Source organism: Pseudomonas sp. NY15374, from assembly GCF_048068255.1.
GTDB classification, from domain to species: domain Bacteria; phylum Pseudomonadota; class Gammaproteobacteria; order Pseudomonadales; family Pseudomonadaceae; genus Aquipseudomonas; species Aquipseudomonas machongensis.
On record NZ_JBLUPZ010000001.1, the window covers coordinates 108,952 to 130,217 of the forward strand.

General features: G+C 60.5%; 27 protein-coding genes. 6 read left to right on the forward strand and 21 right to left on the reverse strand.

The window, feature by feature from the left end; translation table 11 throughout:
- Positions 1 to 771, forward strand: a complete 771-nt coding sequence (locus ACNFHO_RS00695) for an 8-oxoguanine DNA glycosylase (RefSeq protein ID WP_416764792.1) — start codon at positions 1 to 3, stop codon at positions 769 to 771.
- On the opposite strand, the gene ACNFHO_RS00700 is transcribed toward ACNFHO_RS00695, so the two are convergent.
- The 5 genes from ACNFHO_RS00700 to mobH all read right to left on the reverse strand — a co-directional run bounded on the left by ACNFHO_RS00700 (position 757) and on the right by mobH (position 5,500).
- Positions 757 to 1,464: a hypothetical protein gene (locus ACNFHO_RS00700; protein WP_416764793.1), complete on the reverse strand. Its 708-nt coding sequence runs from the start codon at positions 1,462 to 1,464 to the stop codon at positions 757 to 759. The genes ACNFHO_RS00695 and ACNFHO_RS00700 overlap by 15 nt on opposite strands.
- Positions 1,442 to 2,047 carry a 7-cyano-7-deazaguanine synthase gene (locus ACNFHO_RS00705; RefSeq protein WP_416764795.1) on the reverse strand — a complete coding sequence of 202 codons (606 nt, stop codon included), beginning with the start codon at positions 2,045 to 2,047 and terminating at the stop codon, positions 1,442 to 1,444. The genes ACNFHO_RS00700 and ACNFHO_RS00705 overlap by 23 nt, the downstream gene beginning before the upstream one ends.
- On the reverse strand, positions 2,044 to 3,252 hold the full coding sequence (locus ACNFHO_RS00710) for a PfkB family carbohydrate kinase (RefSeq protein WP_416764797.1): 1,209 nt from the start codon (positions 3,250 to 3,252) through the stop codon (positions 2,044 to 2,046). Before ACNFHO_RS00710 ends, ACNFHO_RS00705 begins: the two co-directional genes overlap by 4 nt.
- A 16-nt stretch (positions 3,253 to 3,268) precedes the next feature.
- Positions 3,269 to 3,598, reverse strand: coding sequence for a hypothetical protein (locus tag ACNFHO_RS00715; RefSeq protein WP_416764798.1), 330 nt, complete (start codon positions 3,596 to 3,598; stop codon positions 3,269 to 3,271).
- 186 nt (positions 3,599 to 3,784) lie between these two features.
- On the reverse strand, positions 3,785 to 5,500 hold the full coding sequence (gene mobH / locus ACNFHO_RS00720; protein WP_416764799.1) for a MobH family relaxase: 1,716 nt from the start codon (positions 5,498 to 5,500) through the stop codon (positions 3,785 to 3,787).
- Between the two features lie 222 nt (positions 5,501 to 5,722).
- Between mobH and ACNFHO_RS00725 the strand changes: the two genes are divergently transcribed.
- Positions 5,723 to 5,917: a hypothetical protein gene (locus ACNFHO_RS00725; RefSeq protein ID WP_416764800.1), complete on the forward strand. Its 195-nt coding sequence runs from the start codon at positions 5,723 to 5,725 to the stop codon at positions 5,915 to 5,917.
- A gap of 127 nt (positions 5,918 to 6,044) precedes the next feature.
- The gene (locus tag ACNFHO_RS00730; RefSeq protein ID WP_416764801.1) at positions 6,045 to 6,410 is read left to right on the forward strand and encodes a histone-like nucleoid-structuring protein, MvaT/MvaU family; all 366 of its coding nucleotides are present in this window, start codon (positions 6,045 to 6,047) and stop codon (positions 6,408 to 6,410) included.
- Positions 6,411 to 6,496: 86 nt separating this feature from the next.
- Here ACNFHO_RS00730 and ACNFHO_RS00735 read toward each other — a convergent pair whose 3' ends face one another.
- The 3 genes from ACNFHO_RS00735 to ACNFHO_RS00745 form a co-directional block, all read right to left on the reverse strand.
- Positions 6,497 to 7,435 carry an ArdC family protein gene (locus tag ACNFHO_RS00735; protein WP_416764803.1) on the reverse strand — a complete coding sequence of 313 codons (939 nt, stop codon included), beginning with the start codon at positions 7,433 to 7,435 and terminating at the stop codon, positions 6,497 to 6,499.
- 83 nt (positions 7,436 to 7,518) lie between these two features.
- On the reverse strand, positions 7,519 to 7,842 hold the full coding sequence (locus ACNFHO_RS00740) for a hypothetical protein (protein WP_416764805.1): 324 nt from the start codon (positions 7,840 to 7,842) through the stop codon (positions 7,519 to 7,521).
- Between the two features lie 296 nt (positions 7,843 to 8,138).
- Complete coding sequence (locus tag ACNFHO_RS00745) at positions 8,139 to 8,504, reverse strand: DUF3085 domain-containing protein (protein ID WP_416764806.1); 366 nt, start codon at positions 8,502 to 8,504, stop codon at positions 8,139 to 8,141.
- A gap of 193 nt (positions 8,505 to 8,697) precedes the next feature.
- Here ACNFHO_RS00745 and ACNFHO_RS00750 point away from each other — a divergent pair, with 193 nt between their 5' ends.
- Together ACNFHO_RS00750 and ACNFHO_RS00755 are read left to right on the forward strand one after the other, a co-directional pair.
- Positions 8,698 to 8,946 (forward strand): hypothetical protein, encoded by a 249-nt coding sequence (locus ACNFHO_RS00750; protein WP_416764808.1) that lies wholly within the window; start codon positions 8,698 to 8,700, stop codon positions 8,944 to 8,946.
- Positions 8,947 to 8,960: 14 nt separating this feature from the next.
- Positions 8,961 to 9,320: a hypothetical protein gene (locus ACNFHO_RS00755; protein WP_416764809.1), complete on the forward strand. Its 360-nt coding sequence runs from the start codon at positions 8,961 to 8,963 to the stop codon at positions 9,318 to 9,320.
- A 4-nt stretch (positions 9,321 to 9,324) separates the two neighbouring features.
- Here the strand turns inward: ACNFHO_RS00755 and ACNFHO_RS00760 are convergent, their stop codons facing one another.
- From ACNFHO_RS00760 to ACNFHO_RS00775, 4 genes are read right to left on the reverse strand one after another with little or no spacing between them, the layout of a single operon-like run.
- Positions 9,325 to 10,863, reverse strand: coding sequence for a conjugal transfer protein TraG N-terminal domain-containing protein (locus ACNFHO_RS00760; protein ID WP_416764810.1), 1,539 nt, complete (start codon positions 10,861 to 10,863; stop codon positions 9,325 to 9,327).
- A gap of 9 nt (positions 10,864 to 10,872) precedes the next feature.
- Positions 10,873 to 11,178, reverse strand: a complete 306-nt coding sequence (locus ACNFHO_RS00765; protein WP_416764811.1) for a hypothetical protein — start codon at positions 11,176 to 11,178, stop codon at positions 10,873 to 10,875.
- Complete coding sequence (locus ACNFHO_RS00770) at positions 11,175 to 12,530, reverse strand: integrating conjugative element protein (protein WP_416764813.1); 1,356 nt, start codon at positions 12,528 to 12,530, stop codon at positions 11,175 to 11,177. Before ACNFHO_RS00770 ends, ACNFHO_RS00765 begins: the two co-directional genes overlap by 4 nt.
- A complete protein-coding gene (locus ACNFHO_RS00775) occupies positions 12,530 to 13,507 on the reverse strand; it encodes a TIGR03756 family integrating conjugative element protein (RefSeq protein ID WP_064492723.1) in 978 nt (325 codons plus the stop codon). Before ACNFHO_RS00775 ends, ACNFHO_RS00770 begins: the two co-directional genes overlap by 1 nt.
- Between ACNFHO_RS00775 and ACNFHO_RS00780 the strand changes: the two genes are divergently transcribed.
- Positions 13,506 to 13,634, forward strand: coding sequence for a hypothetical protein (locus ACNFHO_RS00780; RefSeq protein WP_416764815.1), 129 nt, complete (start codon positions 13,506 to 13,508; stop codon positions 13,632 to 13,634). The genes ACNFHO_RS00775 and ACNFHO_RS00780 overlap by 2 nt on opposite strands.
- A 93-nt stretch (positions 13,635 to 13,727) precedes the next feature.
- Here the strand turns inward: ACNFHO_RS00780 and ACNFHO_RS00785 are convergent, their stop codons facing one another.
- The 9 genes from ACNFHO_RS00785 to ACNFHO_RS00825 are packed head-to-tail and all read right to left on the reverse strand — an operon-like array spanning position 13,728 to position 21,153.
- Positions 13,728 to 16,469, reverse strand: coding sequence for a conjugative transfer ATPase (locus tag ACNFHO_RS00785; RefSeq protein ID WP_064492722.1), 2,742 nt, complete (start codon positions 16,467 to 16,469; stop codon positions 13,728 to 13,730).
- A complete protein-coding gene (locus ACNFHO_RS00790; RefSeq protein WP_064492721.1) occupies positions 16,469 to 16,888 on the reverse strand; it encodes a TIGR03751 family conjugal transfer lipoprotein in 420 nt (139 codons plus the stop codon). Before ACNFHO_RS00790 ends, ACNFHO_RS00785 begins: the two co-directional genes overlap by 1 nt.
- Positions 16,851 to 18,359, reverse strand: a complete 1,509-nt coding sequence (locus ACNFHO_RS00795; RefSeq protein ID WP_416764817.1) for a TIGR03752 family integrating conjugative element protein — start codon at positions 18,357 to 18,359, stop codon at positions 16,851 to 16,853. Before ACNFHO_RS00795 ends, ACNFHO_RS00790 begins: the two co-directional genes overlap by 38 nt.
- Complete coding sequence (locus ACNFHO_RS00800) at positions 18,349 to 19,155, reverse strand: TIGR03749 family integrating conjugative element protein (RefSeq protein ID WP_416764818.1); 807 nt, start codon at positions 19,153 to 19,155, stop codon at positions 18,349 to 18,351. The genes ACNFHO_RS00795 and ACNFHO_RS00800 overlap by 11 nt, the downstream gene beginning before the upstream one ends.
- A complete protein-coding gene (locus ACNFHO_RS00805) occupies positions 19,152 to 19,793 on the reverse strand; it encodes a PFL_4703 family integrating conjugative element protein (RefSeq protein ID WP_064492718.1) in 642 nt (213 codons plus the stop codon). Before ACNFHO_RS00805 ends, ACNFHO_RS00800 begins: the two co-directional genes overlap by 4 nt.
- Positions 19,790 to 20,191 (reverse strand): TIGR03750 family conjugal transfer protein, encoded by a 402-nt coding sequence (locus tag ACNFHO_RS00810; RefSeq protein WP_064492717.1) that lies wholly within the window; start codon positions 20,189 to 20,191, stop codon positions 19,790 to 19,792. Before ACNFHO_RS00810 ends, ACNFHO_RS00805 begins: the two co-directional genes overlap by 4 nt.
- 7 nt (positions 20,192 to 20,198) lie before the next feature.
- Complete coding sequence (locus tag ACNFHO_RS00815) at positions 20,199 to 20,576, reverse strand: TIGR03745 family integrating conjugative element membrane protein (protein ID WP_064492716.1); 378 nt, start codon at positions 20,574 to 20,576, stop codon at positions 20,199 to 20,201.
- Positions 20,577 to 20,591: 15 nt separating this feature from the next.
- A complete protein-coding gene (locus ACNFHO_RS00820) occupies positions 20,592 to 20,831 on the reverse strand; it encodes a TIGR03758 family integrating conjugative element protein (RefSeq protein WP_064492715.1) in 240 nt (79 codons plus the stop codon).
- Positions 20,818 to 21,153, reverse strand: a complete 336-nt coding sequence (locus tag ACNFHO_RS00825) for an RAQPRD family integrative conjugative element protein (protein WP_064492714.1) — start codon at positions 21,151 to 21,153, stop codon at positions 20,818 to 20,820. The genes ACNFHO_RS00820 and ACNFHO_RS00825 overlap by 14 nt, the downstream gene beginning before the upstream one ends.
- Positions 21,154 to 21,266 lie beyond the last annotated feature (113 nt).

The following is a 21,266-nucleotide window of genomic DNA, read 5'->3' on the forward strand; positions in this document are numbered from 1 at the left end:
ATGCAGATGGGATGTGTTTTCTCAGATTCGATCGTGCACCGGCGGCAGTTTCCTGAGGCGGAATGCGAGGTGCTTCCCGGTGTGCAATGGGGAGCCATCGAAGCGTTCCCATCTCCGGCTTACTGGGCTTATCAAGCATGGGCGGACGAAATTCAGCCGCACCCGCTGAATTACAAGCTCGGCTCCACCCTTAGGGAAGAAGTGGGGGCCTGCCTACTCGGTGGTCACGGCATTCCGGCGAGCGTAGGCTTGGCAGCCTTCGCGCATCTCAAGGACAGGGGCGCATTTGAGAGTTACCTTCCTTCAGAGAGCGAGCTTCTGGAGTGGTTGTCCGAGCCGCTGATTGTCGGCGCAAAGTCGGTGCATTATCGCTTCGCCAGGCAGAAATCCCGCTACCTCCACGCGGCCCTCATGGCCTTGCACGCCGAAGACATTCCACTGGAGTCTGGGCAAGCGCTGCGTAACTGGCTGCTTGCGATTCCTGGCATCGGATTCAAGACCGCGTCATGGATCGCGCGGAACTGGCTGGATGCCGACGATGTGGCCATCCTGGATATCCACATCCTGAGGGCAGGCGCGCTAGCTGGTTTTTTCACCCCGGGCTTGACGGTCGAGCGGCATTACCTGCAGCTGGAACAGGAGTTCCTGGCGTTCAGTCGGGCGCTGTCCGTCAGGGCTTCCGCCCTCGATGCATTGATATGGTACCAGATGATGTCCGCATCGCATGTTGTCCATGATCTTTTGGGCAGAAGCAAGCTAAAGGCCGCCTAAGTCTTCCAGATCTGGGCTGCCAATCAATGCCATGCCAACACCGGCCAGCCTTCCTGTCAGGCATAGCTCGCTTACCCATGGCTCACCCGTGATGCCTAAGGGGCAGAAATGCATGCCTAGCGCCTCTGCTGCAATCGACAAGATACCCAGCAAGGCTCCGGCATCACGCCAGATCAGGCTTGAAGCATGGTGATACTTGGCGAAGGTTTTGCCCGGCTCGGCAATCAAGACGATCCGGGTGGCGCAGGGTGACGCGATCACTTCGACGCTTTGACCCAGCAACGGCGCGAGAACACCTGAAGATCCTGGCACCTCCACAAGCGCATGCGCACCTCCGTCGTAGCGATACCACTCGGGGAAATCTGGCATTTTCAATAGCAGGTGGATGGGGTGGAGTGCGCCCGCAGAGGGGGTAGGGCGCTGCTCCAGGCGAGGTCCGTATCCAGATGGTTCAGTAGCCTGAATCCCTGCGGTGTGCCAGAGGAGCGACCCGAGTGCGTCAGTGTTCACCGGCCCGAAGGATCGCCTGCTTCGCCGACGAGCCAGCAGGTCGAACACTGACGCCTCGGCAGCCACCGGAACACTGCCTTTGGCTGCTGCGAAAAACAGATGATTTCCCACCGGCCACACATAGGGCTCATAGAACTCAGGGATCGCCCGAGGTGAGGGATTAGAGGGCCGCGTCCAGGTCATGATCCAGTTCTTTCCAGACCTCAAAGTACTTGTTGCAGCCCCTGCAGTTTCCGCAGAGCACATTCGATTTGTGACAACTGTGCGCCCATGACAGGTAGTTCATCGGAACGCCGGCTGTTCGCACCAATTCGGAGGTGGTCAAGGTGATAGCGGGCGCTTCGACTCTCATGTTGCCTTCTTGCATGGCCATCAATTGGCTGATGGCGGCAACAAAGGCCGGCGTTCCATCCTGATGGGAGCCATCAGAGCTGACTGAGCCCAGGTACAAGACGTTGGCCCCGAGGCTGATCGCCTTCATTGCGGCCAGCGTGATCAGCATCTGATTCCTGTAGGGCCACCAGTCCGAAGCAGGCGCATGCGCATCAGCATTGGCGCCGGCCATATCCCCCGACCCAAGCGAACGGCAGTCAATTGAGACAACGTGGTGTTTGATGCCTAGATGCTTGCAGATCGTACGCGAAGCCCCGATCTCAGCTTCAGCGGCGAGTTGTCCGTAGTCAAGGGTGATGGCGAGTTCCGGGCGTTTCCACCAGGCCAGAGCCAGGGAGTCCATGCCTCCCGACAGCAACAGGGCACGCTTCATACCGCCACAGCCTCCCAAGAAGTCTGATAGATAGCGGTGACGAAATCATTGCTGATCACGCAATGCGTGCCCTCCATCATTTTTCTGTCCTCTTCGGACTCATTCTCCACATACATGATCACAGGCTTGCTGAGTGCCCGGGCGTACCCAATTTCAAAAATGGTGCCTGCATCCAAGCCATCCCCGATCACAAACATCAATTCACATTCGTGAATGGCATCCACATCTTTCTGGACAACCTCGGCTGCTGGCCCGTGACCTACGTCATGGTAGGGAGAGAAGACCCCCAGTCCCATGCTCAGGAAGGCATTTCGAGCTTCCTCGACCAGCCACAGTTGGGCAAGGGTGAAGAAGGGCCCTGCCAAGTAGATCTTTGGCCGTTTCCCGTTTCGGTAAGCGTTGGAAATGATCAGTGGCACCGGCTGGAAATCCTTAAGCCGCTTGGGCGTGCCAAAGCCCTGGTGTTGGCAGTAAAACGCGGTCGCGCGTGAAGCATTCAGCGCAGCATCGTGAGGGGGTAGGTGAAGCTCAAGCCAGTTGTAGGCGAAATGAGCAACGAAATTATCCCCTGAACCAATCTTGAACACCTTGGACGTGGCGTAGGCTGGAACGGTTGAAGACTGGCCACCGGTATACACAAGCGCGCCCAGTGGCCCTCTCTTGATGATGACGACCTCCGCTTTTTCCATCTCAGACAAGGCAGCAGCGAGCCTTTCGACATTCGGTTCACGGTTGCCGTACAACGCCTCCGCTTCGTTGTGATTGAGAATGAGGGCGAGGTGTTTGGCTTTGGATCCGTTAGCCGAGAAACGTTGTGGGCTCACCGGGCTTTGGGGGTCATAAACGGCGTACTCGGCATCTACTACTGCATCCCCTTCGATCATGCCAAAGCGCACTACCCAGTCCGCTCTGACCTGCAAGGGCGTTTGATCAACAACGGGTTTGAATACAGATGGAATGGACAGTCCGTGTGTGTAGGAGAAGCTGACTGATTGCCCGATGCTTTCAAGGTGTACATCGAAACCCTCAAGCGCAGCTCGTTGGCAAATCACACCTTCCGTGTGGGCATCTGCATAAGCGTGCAAGCTAACCTGCGCCCCCATTCGCGCGAGCGCGGTGGCAGCTCGTCCACCGGAACCATAGACCTCGATCCAGCGGGGCGACATGCAACGCTCTTGGTACACTCCACCTACGACAGTGATCATCTTGGGCTTCCTTGCGTTAGGACGTGTAAGGGAAAATCCGAACTCGAATTTCTCCGCCGCTCTTTTCCATTACCTCGGCGAGATAAATTACCCCTTCGCTGAGACAGCGCTGGAGCACCTGAATATCGGGTGAAGCAATCCCCCCGGCCAACCGGCCCCTCCACAGTACTTGCACGGTACTGAAGCTGTTCTGGGTGATGACCACCACTTCCAGGATATCGCCGATCTCAATCTCATCGACCACATCTTCCTTGGGTGACGAGAGCTGGGTGAACAACTCAAGGGTTTCGCACGCGGGATTGGCGGCAGAAGACCTGCCGTAGAAACGGGTACTGGAGCCAGACATGAAACATTCCTTGTGACGTCGGTAAGCGGCGCGATGGGCCTTTACCTTGAGCAATCAATGCGGTGATGACACTTGGCTATCAATCTATCATGACGCCTTTGGGAATAGTACTTCTGCCGATTGAGAGTGGGCGAAGCCGCTATTACTCGTGGCCTGCTGGAGGATCTCATGGCGTAGAGAATCGTTTCATCTTTCCAGAATGAGGCATGGGTTGTCCGTCGGAGGGTCGTTGGAAATGCCTTCTGATCCGTGCAGGAGGTAGCCATTCAGAATGCTCGTTTTGCGAGGACCTCTCACAGTGCAGGCCCAAATGTTTTGCCCATTAGCTCGTTTCTGATGAATGCCCAGTTTCTCAAATTGACGCTGAATGCGCCGCCAATGCTCGATCTGGTTGCCTCCCTCAGTCTGCTCTGGGTGTTCGGCGGCGTAGCGTTGGAAAATGCCCGGGGTGACCAGGAAGAAAGTGCCGTCTACGGTGTGGACCTTGGCCTTGCTGTCGTTGACCACCAAGCGATGACTGCGGACACCGTCGCGCAACCACTCGAGGAAGGCCACCCCCTCGGTATCCTTGGATGGCGCAGTGGTGGATTGCAGGCTTCCCGCGCTTGGTCCAGTGTCGACCTCCTGTTCTTGCAACATGTCCATCAAATCGTCGAGATAGTCAAAATCCTGGTTCGGGTGCTCGGGTACGGGCTGCTTTCCTTCCGGCGTTGGTTCCGGTAGATCCAACGCCGACTCGCAGGTTTCACCGGTCGGCAGGGAGTGCTCCATCATCGGTTCAACCGTGCCTTTGAAGCAGTCTGGCCGAGGTTCATCGGCCCAAATCAGGCTCGGTTGCATTCGGAGAAAGGTAAAGCGATGTTGCCAGTCATCCTCTGTTACGTTGGCACTCCATACCGCTTTGCCCTCAGGTGTCGCGTCCACTAATCCGTGTGATTGCAGTTCATCGAACATGGCTATGTTGGATGAGGGAATACCGTCCACCGATTGAGCCAATAGGTAGGCACGCAGCCTGTCGGTCGCGGTTTTGCTGACCAACCACAGGTGGTCAACAGTGAGCCAGCCGGCAGCGCCAGGCTGGTTGAGTTTGAACTCGCTTTTGACCAGGTGACTGAGGCCCGCAAGCAGGTGATGCTGCAGAGAGTGCTTGGGGGCTTTCAGTGCTTTTGTCGGGTTGGCGCCGATGTTTTGCGCCGTGGAAACCCGGTCTGCTTGCAGCACCAACTCTCCGAGGGTGCCGGCGTGTTCGTAGTGGTCAGCCAGCAAGAACAGCAAGTGTCGCCACAAGATTGGGTAGCTGCTGAGCCAGTCGAGTAGGGCGGGCGTCAAGATCTGTGTATACAGCAGCCCAGCGGCGGCACCGTGTAGTTGGTAATCCCGGTCGGGGAGGTAGCGGAAGCGGTAGGGCTGATTCAGCGGGCCGTGCCAGGGGTGCCAGCGTTCACCATTTTGGTACTCCACCTGGAGATCGACGGCAATCTTGCCGACGTCGTGGAGCAGGGCGCCGTAGGCAATCGCCGCGCTCCAGGCGTCCGCCTGCGCGGCCTGATCTTCCGGTGCGGCGCCGCTGGGTAGCAGGTACGATTGGCGCAGCTTCAAGCTGCAGGCCACCAGTTCTAGTCCATGGTCGAGCATGCCGCCCGGGTAGGCATGGTGGTGGCTTTCGCTGGCGGGGAGTTGCTGTACAAAGGCGGCGTAACGGCGGATCGGATCAAGGTACAGCTGATCGAACTGAGGCTCGGAGAGCGCCGTGTATTGCCAGATGCGCTGCAGTAGCTTTTTCCGGTGGTCGGCACCTAGCAGGGAATCAGAGGGGAGTGGGAGGAGGAAGCCCGCGGGCGCTGGAGTGAGCCTGGGCGCCTTGGCACTGCCTTTTTGATGTTTGAACCACCAGCGCTTCATCGCGATACCTGCTTTGCACTCGGAAGGTCCTTTTGCCTTTTCGGATAGGCCTCTTACCCTTGTGCCCCCTTGCCATTGTCGCCGTTACCCTTTACCCCCTTGGTCCGTTTCGCGAGCACGACAATCCGAAGCCTGGCGCATCGGTTTACATACTGGACCGGAATGGCCTGTCCTTTTCCTGGGAGGTAGACTGTCCGCCATTGATTCGAGGAATGTGGCCTGATGACGTTGAGCGATGCCGTTTTGATCGTGCTACTGGCTGACCGGATTCATGGTACCGATGCTGCCATTCGATCAGCCGCCACGCGTTGCGCGAAAAAGCTGCCGCGCAGTCAGCGCGACATGCTGTTCAAGATCGGCAATAGTGCCGCACCTCGTGAACTAGTCGGCCACCTTTGCCTGTTCTTGCCGGACTGATTAGTCACATAGGTATGTGCGCATTTTGAAGGATGAAAAGTTAGCTGAAGAGCAAATTAACGCTCGGCTAGTACTTGTGCCTCAGGTAATATCGTCACACATGCCCCAATCCTAGGAAAGATTTCACATGTCCAAACTTGCCGAATTCAAAGCACTAGAAGCTCAACTGGCTGCTCAACTTCAACAACTGGACGCGATGAAAAACGATTCCGGCCTGAAGCAGGAAATCGAGTTTGAACAAAAGCTCAAGGCCTTGCTGGATCAGTACGGCATGAACCTGCGCCAGGTCATCACCATTCTCGACCCGTCCAAGGGCGTAAGCGTGAGTACTTCGAGCACCTCCACCGGTGCTCAGCGTAAGCCGCGTGAGGTCAAGCGCTACAAGCACCCGCACAGCGGCGAGATCGTCGAAACCAAGGGCGGCAACCACAAGATCCTCAAGCAGTGGAAGCAAGAGCACGGCTCGGATGTCGTCGAGAGCTGGCTGCAGTAATCGCTTGCTCAATTGCAGCGGCCGATGGTCGGCGTTGCAGCTAAAACAAAGGCCCCGGTTGGGGCCTTTCTGTTTAAGGTAAAAAGTCACGCCGTGAGCCGTTCGGTGGTCTCGCTGGCGTGATCCGACTGCAGCGCCACTAGGTACTCGGACGCCTCACGTGCCTGACCGCTGGCGCGGAAGATGGCCCGCTTATCTTCCTTGAGGATGTTCAACCAAGACGCCAAATACTCCTCATGGCGCAGCTCGCCCTGGGTGCCGGTGAGGGCGCAGAGAAATGCCGCGCCCATCTCCGCGACCAACTCCTCGAAAGCGTAGGCTGCAGAGCCAAACGCGTGCCCGCCTGTGATGCCTTCTCGGTTGAGGCGGGCGTGGTGACCCGACCAGTGCGTCAGCTCATGCAGCGCGGTCGCGTAGTAGCTGCCGACGTCCACGAACTGGGCCTTGGTGGGCAATTGAATGAGATCCCGGATCGGTAGATAAAACGCGGAATCACCGTAGCGATGCTCGATGCGTGCGCCGCTGGCGGCCAACAGTCGCTCGGCAGGTGCATGATCGACGAACGCCACCGGATCTTGACTCTCATCATGTGACTGCTCTTCGTTGGGAAGTCCCTCAGTCTGCTCGATGTTGAACAGGCAATGCGTCCGTAGCAGTGCGAACTGCACCATCTTGACGTTACCTTGCTCATCACGGACGACCTGACCGTCTTCGTCGTGTGCTTCCTTGCTCATGGGCTTGTACAGCACCGCGAGGGTCGATTGTTCGCCTTTGCGCACATGACCACCGGCTTTGCGGGTTTGGTTGTAGGTGAGCCAGCGATCCTGGCGGTACCCGCGCAGGCGGGCTTCGGCCCATAGCAGTGGAATATTGATGCCGGCGTAGGGGCGCCGGGTGATCGCGTTGATGGGGAAAGGTGCGTCAGCACTTGAGCCTGATGTGGTCCAGGGTTTGATCCAGGGGATGACCCCTTGGCTCAGGGCACTGACAATCTTGTTGGTGACGTCCAGGTAGATATCGGACATGACGTTCTCCAGTCAAAAAGGGGAACGCTGCCCGGCCGGGAAGGGTTCCCGGTGGGGTAAGTGGACAATGGTAGGGTGGGCGTTCAAGCCGATGAGATGTCCACACCGATCTCATGTGGCAACCTGATGTGCAGAAAAACAAGGCCAGTCTCTGGCGTGATGTGAGTTACCTGAAACTGAGTTGCTGCCGCCGAGGGGCGTGATTTGCGCTGGGAAGCTTGATCGAGTAGCAACTCGAGCGACTGGCGCAAGTGGTGATCTACCGAAGCCAGAGCAATGCCCAGTACGGCCTGCAAACGCTGTCCTGATTGCTCAACTGAGTCAGTAGCCGTACCAACCTCGGCGATGAATTGCCATACCCCTGGGCTCAGGACAATGGCGGGTAAGGAGCGGTTCTTCCTGGACACTGGTGCCTCCTGAGAGCTGATTGAGCGATGGCTTCATGAACAACTCGATGAAGTCCTATCGCCACGATTCACACTGTGGAGTGGGCGTGTTCAGGCATTAAAACGCTTTTGTCTGTGGGATCAATACCCGATATAGGGCACCCAGCAAGGCAAGTTTCCACCCGTTTCCAGCAAAGGCTTTCCATTCGAAAGGTCCAGATGAACGGCTGCTGTCGGCGTAAAGATTGAATTGGGCGATATCCCAGAGAGGCACTAGCTCGTGCATCCCTGGGACATCGCGGGTGTTGCGAGAGCATTCAGGATTTCCCGGAGCGGGCAATCTCGGCAGCGATGTACAGGTGCGTGGATGTGGCTTCAACTACCAGCGACCCGTTGGTGCCGCGTAGGCTTTCCAGAACCGGATCATCAAGGTCGAAGTACTCGGCAAAATCGTCGCCACCGAATTCACTGCGTGCGCGATTCCACCAAGCGTCGAAGTCGTCGACGTTAGGATTGCAGCCCATGGCGTAGGCGATGTGTTTGCGGCTACCTCCGTCGGGTTTGCTTTCACCGAACTCGGACATGAGGTAGACACCGTGGTCTTTGACCAAGACGACTCGGCAGCCGATGACGGCCGCTTCGGTCAAGACGGCGTGAAGTTCAGTTCCTGTGAAGCGCAACATGGTAAGTTCCTCCAGGCAGTGCGGAGGAATGCCACCCATGCGGGAAGAATTCCCAGCACGGAAATGGAAAAGGAGCTTCAACGGAGCAGGGCTCCGTGAGGCAGATGTGAAAGAGCGCTCGTCACCGCGGGAGCGGTAACAGGGCGAGCCACCGAACGCTAATCGCCCTTGGGACAACCATCACGGGAGTGACGTGGCCTTGAAGGTTGTGGCCACCTGGGGTGCTGGTTTTCCAGCGCTTGCCAGTCCGGTTTATCAAGCGGGTCGGCATAACGTCAATGGTGATTTTCAGAAGAGTGTCACTGCATCCATCCATGCAGTACCACTGGCGATCAGCAGCGTAAACCAAGTGATCAACGGTCATGGAAATCCGCAGGAGAGGAGTAAGCTAAGGCTTGGATCCAAGTTTTTAAGCGGTTTGACTGCACGTGCGGTGAAGTAAATGGAGGTAGGAAAATGGCGACCCCAGCGTCTTCAAACCCCAGCCGTACTTCTTTCGGCAAGTATTTGATTCGTGCCGCAACTCGCGCGGGTCGATTGGTGAATCAGCTAGAAGCCAGCGTGCTGCATTCACCGATATTGGCGAGCGTTCCGTTTGGGTATCGCCGGCTCGGTATGCAGATTGTTAAGGTGATTCTTTTGCTTGCTGTCGCATCAGTTGCATCCTTCCTGGCGGTCGGAATGGTAGCCCTATGGGCGTTTGCCGCGCTGCCTATTGAAGCGAATGATGATGAGCCCGATGTATTCGAGGTTAGCCATCCTCAGCATCGTTTCAAGTATCCAGAAATGTACGACGAAGACGGATCACTTCGTTAACTGATTACTTGAGCTTTTGTACGCCTCCAACAACTTGTGATGTTCCCTTCCCAGCTTGGAGTTTGGCACTCTCTGCACCTTGAGTAAGAAGGCTCTGAGCGTTGCTGCCAACGTTGTACCCCGCCCAACTCATGGTTCCCAGAAAGAACATTGGGAGCACCAAAAACATCGCCCCCATCACGTACTCGATCACCTGCGCGGTGACCGTCCCATCCATGAACCCTGCCGTTGGTAATGTTAAAAGCGCCTGGTCCGTGACAGAGACCTGGTGGTACAGCGTGTCGAGCATGCTCGAGTCGATCCAGCGGGCGAGCTCCCACCAAAACGTCAGCATATGCAGGGTGAACAGCGCGAAGGTGATCGTCATCAGCGCTTTGAGCTGATAGGTGCTGATCAGCAGCACCAGCGGCAGGCTGATGATCGTGCCCATGATCAGGAAGGCCTGCACCATTGGCAGAGCAGCGCGTAGCGCATTCATTGCCGGGAAGTTGCTGAACGAGCCCAAGGCCAGGCCGGTGTTGGTGGCGAGGTTGTTGAGCCCCTGTGTCAATGAGCCGCCTCGGGCACTACTACCGTAGTCCTGGAACACCTGACCAGGCGCCATGCTCAATGACTGCTGCCGAGGGCTCACCAGTTCTCGCAGGGTAGCGTCTTCGATTTCGGCAGAGGTGCGCCCGGTCAGCCAGCCGCGCAACTGCGTGAGCAGATTGGGATCGACCTCGGCGACCAACCGATCGCGCAAGCCCACCGTCGCATCGCTCCACCACTGCTTGCAGGTCGGGTAGCCCGCGCCGTTATCCAACCGAGGCAGGGAGGTATCACGCGTCTCGTCATATGGCCAATCAACCCGGGGCGTGCGCGAGCGATCTGTGTCGTAATAGCCCGGTGTGTCGAGAAGATACGTCGACCCAATCCAGGACGCATCGTAGCTCTGCGACTCGTCCAACTCAGGGCGGTTGGTAAACAGTCGCGAGCGCGAAAAGCCGTAGCAGTCGCGAGTGAAGTCGGCAACTTCCTGCAGCAGCACCTGGTCGTTGATCCGCGAGCTGTCTATCTCCAAGCGCATCGCGCGGATGTCGGGTGCGCAGGGGATGGACGCAGTGGCTGCAGCGGTGATGCCTTTGCTCATGGCATGCACCAGGTACCACCACACCGGCACGTTGGCGGATTTCTCGCCGATGGTGTTGAAGGTCATGCCCCAGGCCGTGTCGGCGGGCTTGGCCATCGATACCCCACAGCGCTGGCTCGCCGCATCGTCGAAGGTCACGGAGGAGAGGTTCAACGGGAAAAACGGCATGCAGCCAAACAGGATGACAACGTAGCTCATCCACAACCGGTTCTCGACGCGGGGGATCGACAGCAAGCCCTTGTTGCCCTCGTCGGCGCCCTGTTGGCGGGCGGATAACCACTCCTGCAGGATGATCGCCCCAAACGGCGCGGCGAACAGTCCGGTGTCCGCCAGCGTGTTCCAGATGCCGTTGTTGATGATCCACGCCAGCAGCGACAGGTAATACTCGAGGTAGCTGTTGGTGCTCATGTTCATGGCTGCACCTCAGACGCGTGAGAGTTCGACCAGGATGATCGAGCTGAAGCCGATCAATCCCAGGCGCTTTAGTCTTTGCTGGTTCACAGGCGCAGGCCGTATGCGCAACGCGGCGGCCCAACCGGTGAAGATCAGGGTGTACAGCAGGGCGCGCCACCACGCGAAGTAGGCGGCAGTCGCCCGCGTTGGTGCGAGCCAATCCAGTTGGGCGGCGGGCAGTTGTAGTGCCATCCAGGCAATCAGCAACATGATCAGCATGGTGCCAAGGATCAGCAGCATGTGGGCGATCATGGACCTCACTGAAATCGGCATCATGGCTTGCTCCTTTCCTGTTCAGCCCGGCGCAGTCGGTCCGGCATCGGGTCGCGCTGATCGATGCTGCGCGAGGCGTCGGCACCGCCGGCGTGGCGATCAAGAACCAGGCTGGCGGTATTGGTGGCCAGCGACTGGCGTACCTGCAGCTCGGTTTCCAGCAGGCGGATCTCTCGTTCCAGGGTTTCGACGTTGCTGTTGAGGGCGGTAGTGGCGGGCTGCGCCGAAGCCACGTTCGGCTCATGGCTGCCGGCGAACAGCGTGCGCTGCAGCAGCATCGCCTTGTAGATCACGCTGGACAGCGCGGTCTCACTGGCGAGGCGCCGGGCCAGCAAGTTCTGGTCGGGATCATCGCGCAGCCCCTCGATGACGCCGCGCGAGACCTGCAACAAGGGGCTGGAGACCTTACTGAGATTCTCTGGGGTAGGCTGGTCGGCGCCCGAGACCATGCGCTGCAAGCCTTCCACGTGTTCTGTGTAGGTTTCCTGGATCAGCGGCGACAGGCCCGTACCGGCGGTTACACGCAGCGTCTCGCAGTCATCGCAGGTTTCCACCTCGGTTTCACCGAGCACCCGTGTCGCCCATTCCGAGGCCTCCTCGGGGCTCGACCAAGCTTGGCAGATGGCGCCATACTGGCAAGCCGAACCGAGGGCGGAGGTGTCCTCGACGGATCGGTTATGCAGCAGGTTGTAGCCTGCCTTGACCACATCCGAGGTCACCCGGATGGGTTGCTGACCGTTGCCGCCAGCTTTCTGCCCACCGACCCAGCTGACGCCGTTGTTGCCGTTGTTCGACTCGGTATCCTTCACCGCCATTACGGCATCGCCGCCGGACTGCTCGAGGTTGTGCTGCATCTCCTGGTTCTGGGCCAGCGCACCCCATCCGGCCTGGTCGACCTTGTCGGCCATTTTTGCCGCCATCGCCTGGCAGGTGAGCTTGGAACGATCGAAGTCGATGCGTCCCTGCAGCACGCCATTGCTCAGCAGCTCATACAGCCCAGGGTTGGCGCGCTGGATGATCATCGCCGGCAGCGACATCACCGCTTGTGTGGCGTTTTGGATGACGTTGCCCATGATCTGCTGGAAGCCCTGGGTGGCACCATTGAGCTGGTTCTGCAGGGTGTTCGAGAGGTTCATGTTTCCGCACATCATGTTGGCCCGCCAGGACATGCCGACGCCGAGGCCGTTTGGACGGTAAAGCGAGGAGGGCGCTCCTGCCGCGGAACCGCCGCCGATGGTGTACATCACGCGGTCATCCAGGACCGGCGCCTGGTCACCGAGGTGGTAGCCGTTCTCGGCAGCATGGCCTGCGGCACACATGAGGAAGCACACCAATCCGAGCGCGAGGTTTTTCATCATTGGCCTCCATCAAAGTCGATGCTGAACAGAAACGTCTGACCCATGCGCTGGCAGCAGCGGTAGGGCCGCCACAGCGACCAGGCATAGGCGCCGTCGGCGCTCTGGATCGTTGGGCTGGGGAAGATGGCGCAGGTGTTCTGGATTACCGGGACCAGCAACTGCCAGCGGTGGTTGTTGACGTTGTTCTCCATCACCGGCTGCGGCGGCCAGTAGCCGGGGGCCGGCATCGGCTGCAGCGGTAGATAAACGTGCGGCTGGCCGACGCGGGTAATGAAGTCGCTGGCGCGCTGGGCCATCACGGCAGCCGCCTTGAAATCATCAGGCTGCACCAGAAAGCCGTGTCGCGGATACACGCTGCCCCACATGTCTCCGAGTGCCTGGTTGCCGATCTCGCGCATCCCCGGGACCAGTGCCTGTGGGTAGACGGACTCGGGGATCGCCTGGCGCCACGCCAACGGGTCGAGCGTGCTGAGGTAGTAGGGCGCAAACGGCACGGCTCCGCTTGGGCACGCATAACCGAATGTATGCGCGAGAGCTGTGAGGGCTGCCCCGCCGGGATGGCCAATGCCGTCGACATTCTTGAACCTGGGCAGGTTGTCGCGCTGCGGCGAGGGCGTAATCAGGTTGCCACCCCCTTGTGACGCCGGCGTCGGCGTCGACAGCGCCGACATCTCGCTCCAGGGATTGGCGCCGGTGTCGGCATAGCTCGATACCACCAGCTCGGGAATGAAGTGGCGGATCTTCGGTGAGGTTCGCACCGTGCAGCCGAATGGTGTGCACAGCAGCCAGTAGCAGATCCCGACGACCCGATATTCCAGGCACTGCAGCGAAGAGACGGAGGCGATGAGGGTTGGCGTGGTCAATGCCAGACACTGCTCGGCGGCCATCAGCAGAGCAGCGGCGGTGAAGGCACGGCCACGGCGAGCCTTTCTGGATTTCGGCGCTTTGCTTCGAGTGAAGACGGTGACGTTCATGGGCAACGCTCGGCAGGTGGCAGCGGTGTGCATCCGTGCGCCAAGTCTCAGCATCCCGGATCCGACGCGGGAGGAGGGCGGACAAACCGAGTTCGATGTGATCGGTTTCGTCGGGCGCTCGATTTAGCGGCGCGAGATAAGCAAAATGACGGAGGAGTACAAATGTGCCCTTGTCGATTTTTGCTGAACAGAGGGGCTCGAATTACCATCACGGTGTCGTTCACGACATGCCGCGCAGACGATCGATCTCTGCGGCGACCTGTAGGGCGGCCTCCAGCTCGGACTGCTGATGCTCTTCCATCAATCGCCAGCGCTGGGCTTTTTCCTCGGGCTCGGTCATAGCCAAGGCGAGGTACAGGCTCGGCGGCACCGCGCGGAACAGCGTCTCCAAGTTCTTCGACAAGACCACGCCCTCGGTGTATTTGCCCGAGGCCTTGCTCGCGGAGAGCAGCAGTGCCTTCTGCGCCGGCGTGAGTTTTTTGAAGCGGGCAATTTCCTCGATTTCCGCAGGCGGCATGTTCAAGCAGATCCACCACTCAATCATGTTGAGCATGGTCTGCGCCGCATCGGGCAAGTCGGCCATGTTTTGCGTTGCCAGCCAGAACCAGGCACCGAGCTTGCGCCACATCTTCGTGCCCTTGACCACAAAGGGGGCCAGCAGCGGGTTCTTGGTGATGATGTGTCCTTCGTCGGTGACCATGATGATCGGTCGCCCCAGGTACTGATCGCGCTCGGCGATGTTGTTCACCGTGTTCATCAGGCTGATGTAGCTGATGGACATCTGCGCCTCGTAACCCTCCCGGGCGTACGTGGCGAGGTCGACAATCGTCACGTCACTCTCCGGCCAGGGTGTGCCGGGCCGGTCGAACAATGCACCTTCGAAACCCTGGCAGAACAGGTCGATCGACTCGGCCATCTCCTGCGCGCGCTCGCGGCGCTTGTCGGGCAGGTGGGTATCGCTGGCGACCTTACGTAGGGCGTCGCGGACATGGCGAGTCAGCACCTGCTGCTCAGTCGCCGCGCAGTGCCGGGCGGCGTCGAGGATGCACTCGCGGATCAGACTGCGGTCTGCGCGAGTCAGGCGCGCCTCTTCCTTGGCTTCGCCGCCGGTGATCATCAGCCGCGCGGTGATCTCCAGCTCGCCCAGCACGTCGCGTTGCTCGTCGCTGTCCGGAGCAGCCTCATCCAGGTCTTCGGTCAACAGACTGGCGACTTGGTCCGGATGTTCGATCAGGCGCCGGGCATGGGCGAACGGGGCCAGGCTCACATCGCTGCCCGGTTTGAGCTGAACCTTGTTGACGGACAGCCCGAGGGTTGCGAAATAGTCGCCCTGCAGGCCAAAGGAGTTGCCCGCTTCGACGATGAACAGTCGCGGCCGGTACACGGCCATGACCTGCATCAGGATTGAAACCAGGGTGGCCGACTTGCCGGCGCCGGTTGGGCCAAACAACAGCAGGTGGCCGTTCATCGAGCGGTCGAAGCGTGATAGCGGATCGAACGACAGTGGTGCACCTCCGCGGTTGAAGAAAGTGATGCCCGGATTGCCGGTACCAATGCTGCGCCCCCAGAGGGGCAACAGGTTGGCGACGTGCTGGGCAAACAGCAGCCGGGTGTACCAATTGTGCGTGTCCCGCGCCGGGTTGTAGACCATCGGCAACCAGCGCAGGTAGCTGTTGCACGCGGCCACTTCATCGCCCTCGCGCACCGGTTGCAGGCCGGCGCCGAGCAGGACGTTGGCGGCCTGGACCGAACGCTGGCGTAGCTGCTGTTCATCGGCACCGCGCAGGTACAGCGCCAAGGTGCCGCGGTACAGTTTGTGTTGGCGCCCAATCAGCGCGCGGGCCTCTTCCACGTCCTGGCGGGTTTGGGTCGAGGCGAGGTTCTCGCCGATGGCTTTGCGCGCCAGGCGGTTGAGCTGCTCCTCGAGCACATCCTGGGGAGTTATCACCAAAGTCAGGCACATCACCGCCTGCTCGGGCAATTGATCAAACAAGGCGTTCAAGGCTTCGCCCTTGCGCGTTTCGCCGGTCAGTTGGCCGATATGCGGTGGCCTGCGCAGCTTGTCGACCACCATCACGGCGTGTGGCTGCTGGTCGAAGTACCACAGACCTTGTTCGCTATCGGAGCGCGGTTCCTGAAAGAACAGCCGCTCGGCGAAATCGTGGTCGAACGGCAGCGGCAGTTCCTCGCCGTCATCCACGTCCCGATAGGGCACGCGCCGATAGAACGCGGCAGGGGATTCGCCGGTGAGGGCAGGGGCCGGGTTGAACCAAGGTAGCAACCAGGCGTAGAAGTCACGCCCGGTCAACCGTCGAGGGCTGACCCCGCAGGCCTGCAGCGAAGCCACCAGGCGGTCGCAGGTGCGGTTCAACAGTTGGACCGGGCCCTGCCCGTCCTCGTCGGCCTGCTCCCCGAGCCAGCGATAGACAACCAGGCGGAGCCGCCGATTGCTGCCACGCCACGGCAGGTGAGACACGACATGGTCGTCGAACAACCCGCCCGGTTTGCCGACGGCGTCGAGGTGACGTTGCATCGACGCGAGGAAAGCCTCGGTGAACGGCGTACCTCGCGCGCGCGGCGCGATATAGCGCTCCAGGCGTTCAAGGTACGGGGCAAAGTCACTGTCGTCCTGGCAAAAGAACTGCACCACCCAGGGCGCCTGATCGAGCTCGTCGAAGCTGTCCTGCAGCGCATCTTCGAGGGCGTCGCGTGCCGCCATTAGCCACTCGGGCTCACGGCCCTCGGTGCCGATCGGCTGCAACTCGAACACGGCGCCCACGGAACGGTTGTCATCAAGCAGAAAGCACTGTCCCTCTTCCAGATACTCGACCCATGGCAGGTGGTCGGCGAAGCTGGGGTTGTGCGCATACTGGGCGGCCTCATCGGCCAGCGTGGCGCGCCGACGTTGCGCTGCGCGCCAGGGCTGCCAGCGCGGCGGGTCGCGACTCGCGTCATCGGCCATCACAGATCGTCCAGGCGCTCGCCGGGCAGTGCATACTGGACCTTCTCGTACAACGGGAACACGGTCGAGTAGCCAGGCACCGGCGTCTGTTGGGTGCCGGCCAGATGCGGGTAGACGTACATGACCAGGTCCGGGTTGGGCAGACGCGGGAACTGGGCACGGATCTCGTTGGCCGCCGTGCGCGTGTACGCGCCCTGATCGTTGATCACGCGCTCGGGATCCAGCACCGGTCGACGCAGTTCGCCACGCGCCTCCAGCAGCTGTTGCTGAGTACCGACCGAGCCACCGTCGTTCCATATATCCAACATGGTGTGATCACCGTGGAGCAGCATTTCTTCCTTGCTGGTGGAGCAGCCGGTCAGGAGCAGGCCGAGCAGCAGGCTAATCCAGATCCAGTACCGAGACGGATGGGCTTTCATGGTTCACTCTCCGGCCTTTTGGTTCGTAATCGATGCTGATTTCGTGGTCCAGGTGCAGAGCCACCTTGGCTCCAGGGGGCACGTAGATGGCGGCGAAGGCTTCGCCGTAGAGCTTGTTGATCCACTCACGGATGTCGCCAATGCCACCGCTGATCACCGAGTTCAGCGCGCTGTTGCCGCTGTTCTGGGTCAAACCCAGGCTGCCGCTGGCCGAATTGATGAATGAGGTGTTGGTCTGCTCGCTACCCAATGCCGCAGCAAAGCCGGCGCCGGCTGCGGTGATCAGGCTCTGGCTGCCCAGGTACTGCTGGGCGTTGGAGCGGCGCTCGCCGGAAATGCACGGAATGCCGTAAGGGTCGGAGATGTAGCCCAGGCCGCCGCGGATCTTCTCGGTGTCCGAGGTCTGGGTGCTGCTGCGATTGCGGCTGACGACCTTCTGCGGCTGCGGCACCGTGCGGACGGTGCCGTCGCCGAAGACAAAGGTGATCGACTCGACCTGACCACGCACGCAGGACAGCGTCCAGTCCCCCGTGGCGGTGCCGCTCATGACCGCGCCAACCACGTCCGGCAGCTCGATGCCGTTGGCAGTGAGATTGTCCGGCCCCACCAGCACCTTGAACGGATAGGGATCGTTAACGGTGCCGTCCACTGGTACTCGGCCAATCAGCGCGGTCATCGCGATCGAGCCCATCAGCGTTGAATTCTCGGGGATCGTGTAGACGGGCCGGGCACCTTCGGTACGGTCCTGAACGTTCTCCAGGTCACGTTCGTCTTTGGCGACGGCGCGCAAGCGGTCCTGGCCACGGTCGATGGCGTTGTTGTCCAGGCCGTGGAGGTCCTTGAACTTCGAGGTCAACGACGACAGCGGACCGTCGGCTTTGCCGGTGTCCTCTTGCCCGACGCGTGCATTCGACGGTTCGATCCACTGCACCGCATCTGTCGGTGCTTGAGCTCCTGCAAATTGCTGCTCGTCGCCCGGTTCAAGACCGAAGCCCGCAGGAACATCCGACTTCGTGGCTGGCTTGCCGGTGAGCCGGTCCTTGAGCCTGGAGAGTAGCCCTTGGGTCTCGCGATGCTGCTGCTCGGCCTTCTGCCGAGCATCGTTGGCCTGCTGGCGCTGCTCGGTGACCTGTTGGGTGACGCTGCTCAGCGTGCTCTGGATGCGCGTGTCGATGTTGCCTTCGCGCGTGCGCATCCGGTTGTTCTCAGTCTGCAGTGCATCGTTGCCTTTCTTCAGCGTCTGCATCTCGCTGCGCATCGCCTTGACCTGGCCGATCAGCGTGGCCACGGTGTCGCGTGGGGTGTCGCCGGCTATGCCCAAGGCCTTGGCCTGTTCTGCAGTTAGCGTGGCCTTGTCCGGATCGTGAGGAGGCTCGCCGTCTGGCGTGGCCACCCAGTATTTGACGATGATCAGCACGATGCCCAGCAGGACTCCGGGTACCAACCATTTCAGCAAGCCGTTAGCTTTCATGATCGGCAGCCTCCGGTTTTGGCGGGGGCAATAGCAGCGCGTGCTTCAAGTCGCCGCCACGGGTGACGAGGTAGGCCACGGTGGTGTCCTCAGGCGTGCCGGCGAGACCGAGGTCCGCGTGCTGGAAAGTTGCGGCGTACAGCGTGGCCTGTAGGTGACGCGGGTCCAGCGCGACCTTGCCGGGACCGCGGTTCACGATCTTTACCGCCGTCACCCAGTAGTCGCCCAGCCGCCAGGCCGCGAGGGCCTTGATCGAAACCCGCTCCGTGGGCAGCAACGAACTGAAAGCAATAGCGTCGCTCAGCGGCACCCGTCGCACACCGGGCAGTGGTGCCACGGTACGCAGGGGCGCATAGAGGTTCTGCGCCGCATAGCGCGTGAGCACCACCGGTACCGGCGTCGCCGCAGGTGCCGCCTCCTTCGCAGCCTCCACGTCCGGTGTCGAGGCTTGGGCCACGATCTTGACCGGCTCCAGCGCCTCGCTGCCCTCAAGTGCCTCGATGTCGATCAGGATGATGTCGCCTGACTTCACCGACTGCAGTTGCAGACGGGTAGGCGGCAGGGCTTCCGCGGCTCGCAGATACACGGTGCCGCCGACGGACTGCACACGCAGCTTGTCGGCGATCGTGCCCGGCACCCCCACGCGAACATCCTCATCCAGCATCAGGACCCTCTCCTGGCCCACCGTAAGCGGTACGGCCAGCGGCAAGCGGTCCCAGTATTTGACCTCGACCGCGCCGACTGCAGAACACCAGCCTGCGGCAACCGCCAGAATCATGATCAAGACACGCATCATCCCGCACCTCCAGGCAGCGTCAGTTTCTGCGGTGTGCCTTCGTAGCAGTCCAGGGCCAGGCCCCACTTGTTGTGCTCGGGGTCGACGTCGAAGCGCACGACGCGCAGCGGATAGCGCACGACCACCCGTTTCACCGGCTCGGCGGCGTAGTACTCGTCGGCGTTGAGGTCGAGCTTCACCAGCCAGCTGTGCTTATCCAACTGCTTCACCCGCAGGTCGGGGTCGTCGCTGTATCCGCGGCCCAGCACCTCATATACGCCGCGCACCCGGCCGCGCAGTTCGCCTGCAGCCTTGCGGTACTCGAAGTCGCCGTCGAAAAAGGTCTTGCACGCCGGCGTCAGGTAGGGTTGCAGGGCAAAGATGGCGCGGTGGTAGTCAACCTCGCCGTCGGTGGGCCAGCGGTTGAGCTGGCCGAAGATGTACAGCGCGAAGGCGTAGATGTTTTCCGGGGGCACATCCCACCACTTGCGCGTACTCCCAGAGCGCAGATCGGGCGGCACGTGAATGGTCAGCTCAGAAGGCGAGGACTGCCAGCCGTACCAAAGCCCGCAGCACAGAAGTGCTAGGATCGATACGGCCAGACGCAGGCTGAAGATATGCGCCTGTTGCGCATCCACCTTGTTGCGAAAGCGGCTCATGGCGTGGCCCTCGCATGTCGACGCGTGCGGCGCACGGTCCAGGGGCCTGAGTGCAGGATCAACTGATGAGTGCCGACACCCCAGTGCAGCGCCAGGTGCCACTGCAGACGTCGGTACACCCAGGTTTCCGGACGGGCGCGCTTGGCTCGGCGCATCAGCTTGCCGCCGCCCAGCAACACTAAAGCCATGCAAATGAACATGCAGGTGGGGAGGGTAGCGATGGAGGCGGTGGCCACCGCCAGCGGTGCACCGAGGATCACACCCAGGCCGGCGCCCACGATCAGCGCGACCCACATCTCATCGTTGGTGAGTCCGCGCAAGACGGCCGGGTCACGATTGAGGCGCTCAGGGAGGAAGGTCAGCGTGCCGTCAGGCAGGGTAGTAGGGACGTCAGACATGATGACCTCACAGGATCGTCGCGGCTTTGGTGAGGAACCAGAGGATCACCACCACCAGCAGGGCTCCGACGCCGACCACGGCGCCGAGGTCCTTCCAGGTCTTGCGCTGGTTCTGCACGTCGGCATAGACGGTGAGTGAGTGCCAGGCCACACCCAGGAAGGCGAGGGTGGCGATCAATAGGCCGAGGAGGATGCCACCGTCGTAGGCGTAGTTCTTGATGGTGTCGATCAGTCCCGACCCTTCGCCGCGGGAGGGCGCTTCCATGGTCGGCAGATCAGCCCAAACCAGCGTCGAGCTCAGCAGCACCAGGCCACCGAACAGGATTTGTGAACGGGATTCCCGTAACAGAGCAAGCGGGCGATGGCAACGACGGGAGATGTTCATGGCAAGTTCTCCTGATTACGACAGCATGAAAAACATCAACACGATTAGGGCGAGGGCCAGGCGCAGCGTGCTGCCGCCGAGCGCACCGAAATTGAGGTTGCCGGCCGCCCAGCCGCGGTAGCCGGTCCACAGGGCCCAGGTGCACCAGAGCAATGCGAGCACCAGCACCGATGAGCGCCACAGCACCGAGCTGAGCTGCGGGGTGAACCCGGCCGCGGCAGAAAACGCGCTGAGTTGGGCGTCAGTCATGCTCATCGGGGGAACTCGATTGAGGCACTTCAGCACGGTAATCACCGGTCAGCTCGACCAGATCGGCTGGCTGCGCACGCGAAGGTGACAGGTATTCTTGGATGCCTTGGCGCACACGCTCAAGGTCCGCTGCTAACCTCGGGTAGTCGAAGCGATAACGGGCCTCAGCGGTACTGACTGAGGCGGTGCTTACGCGGTCGGCCAACAGTTCGATGGAAGTAATCTGCCGCTGCACCAGGTCGAGATCTGAGCGCTCCGGCGTGTCTTGAGCGGCGGCACCGAGCGACACCAGGCAGACAAGCAGCAGGGAAGGAAAGGTTGTCTTCATGGTGAAATCCAGCTGGAGTAACTGGCATTTACCCTGAGGAGTTAGGCAGCTTTTGGCATGGAGTAAATGGATCTGCGAGCCTTCGCTTTAGAACCGATGGCTGCAGTGAGTGC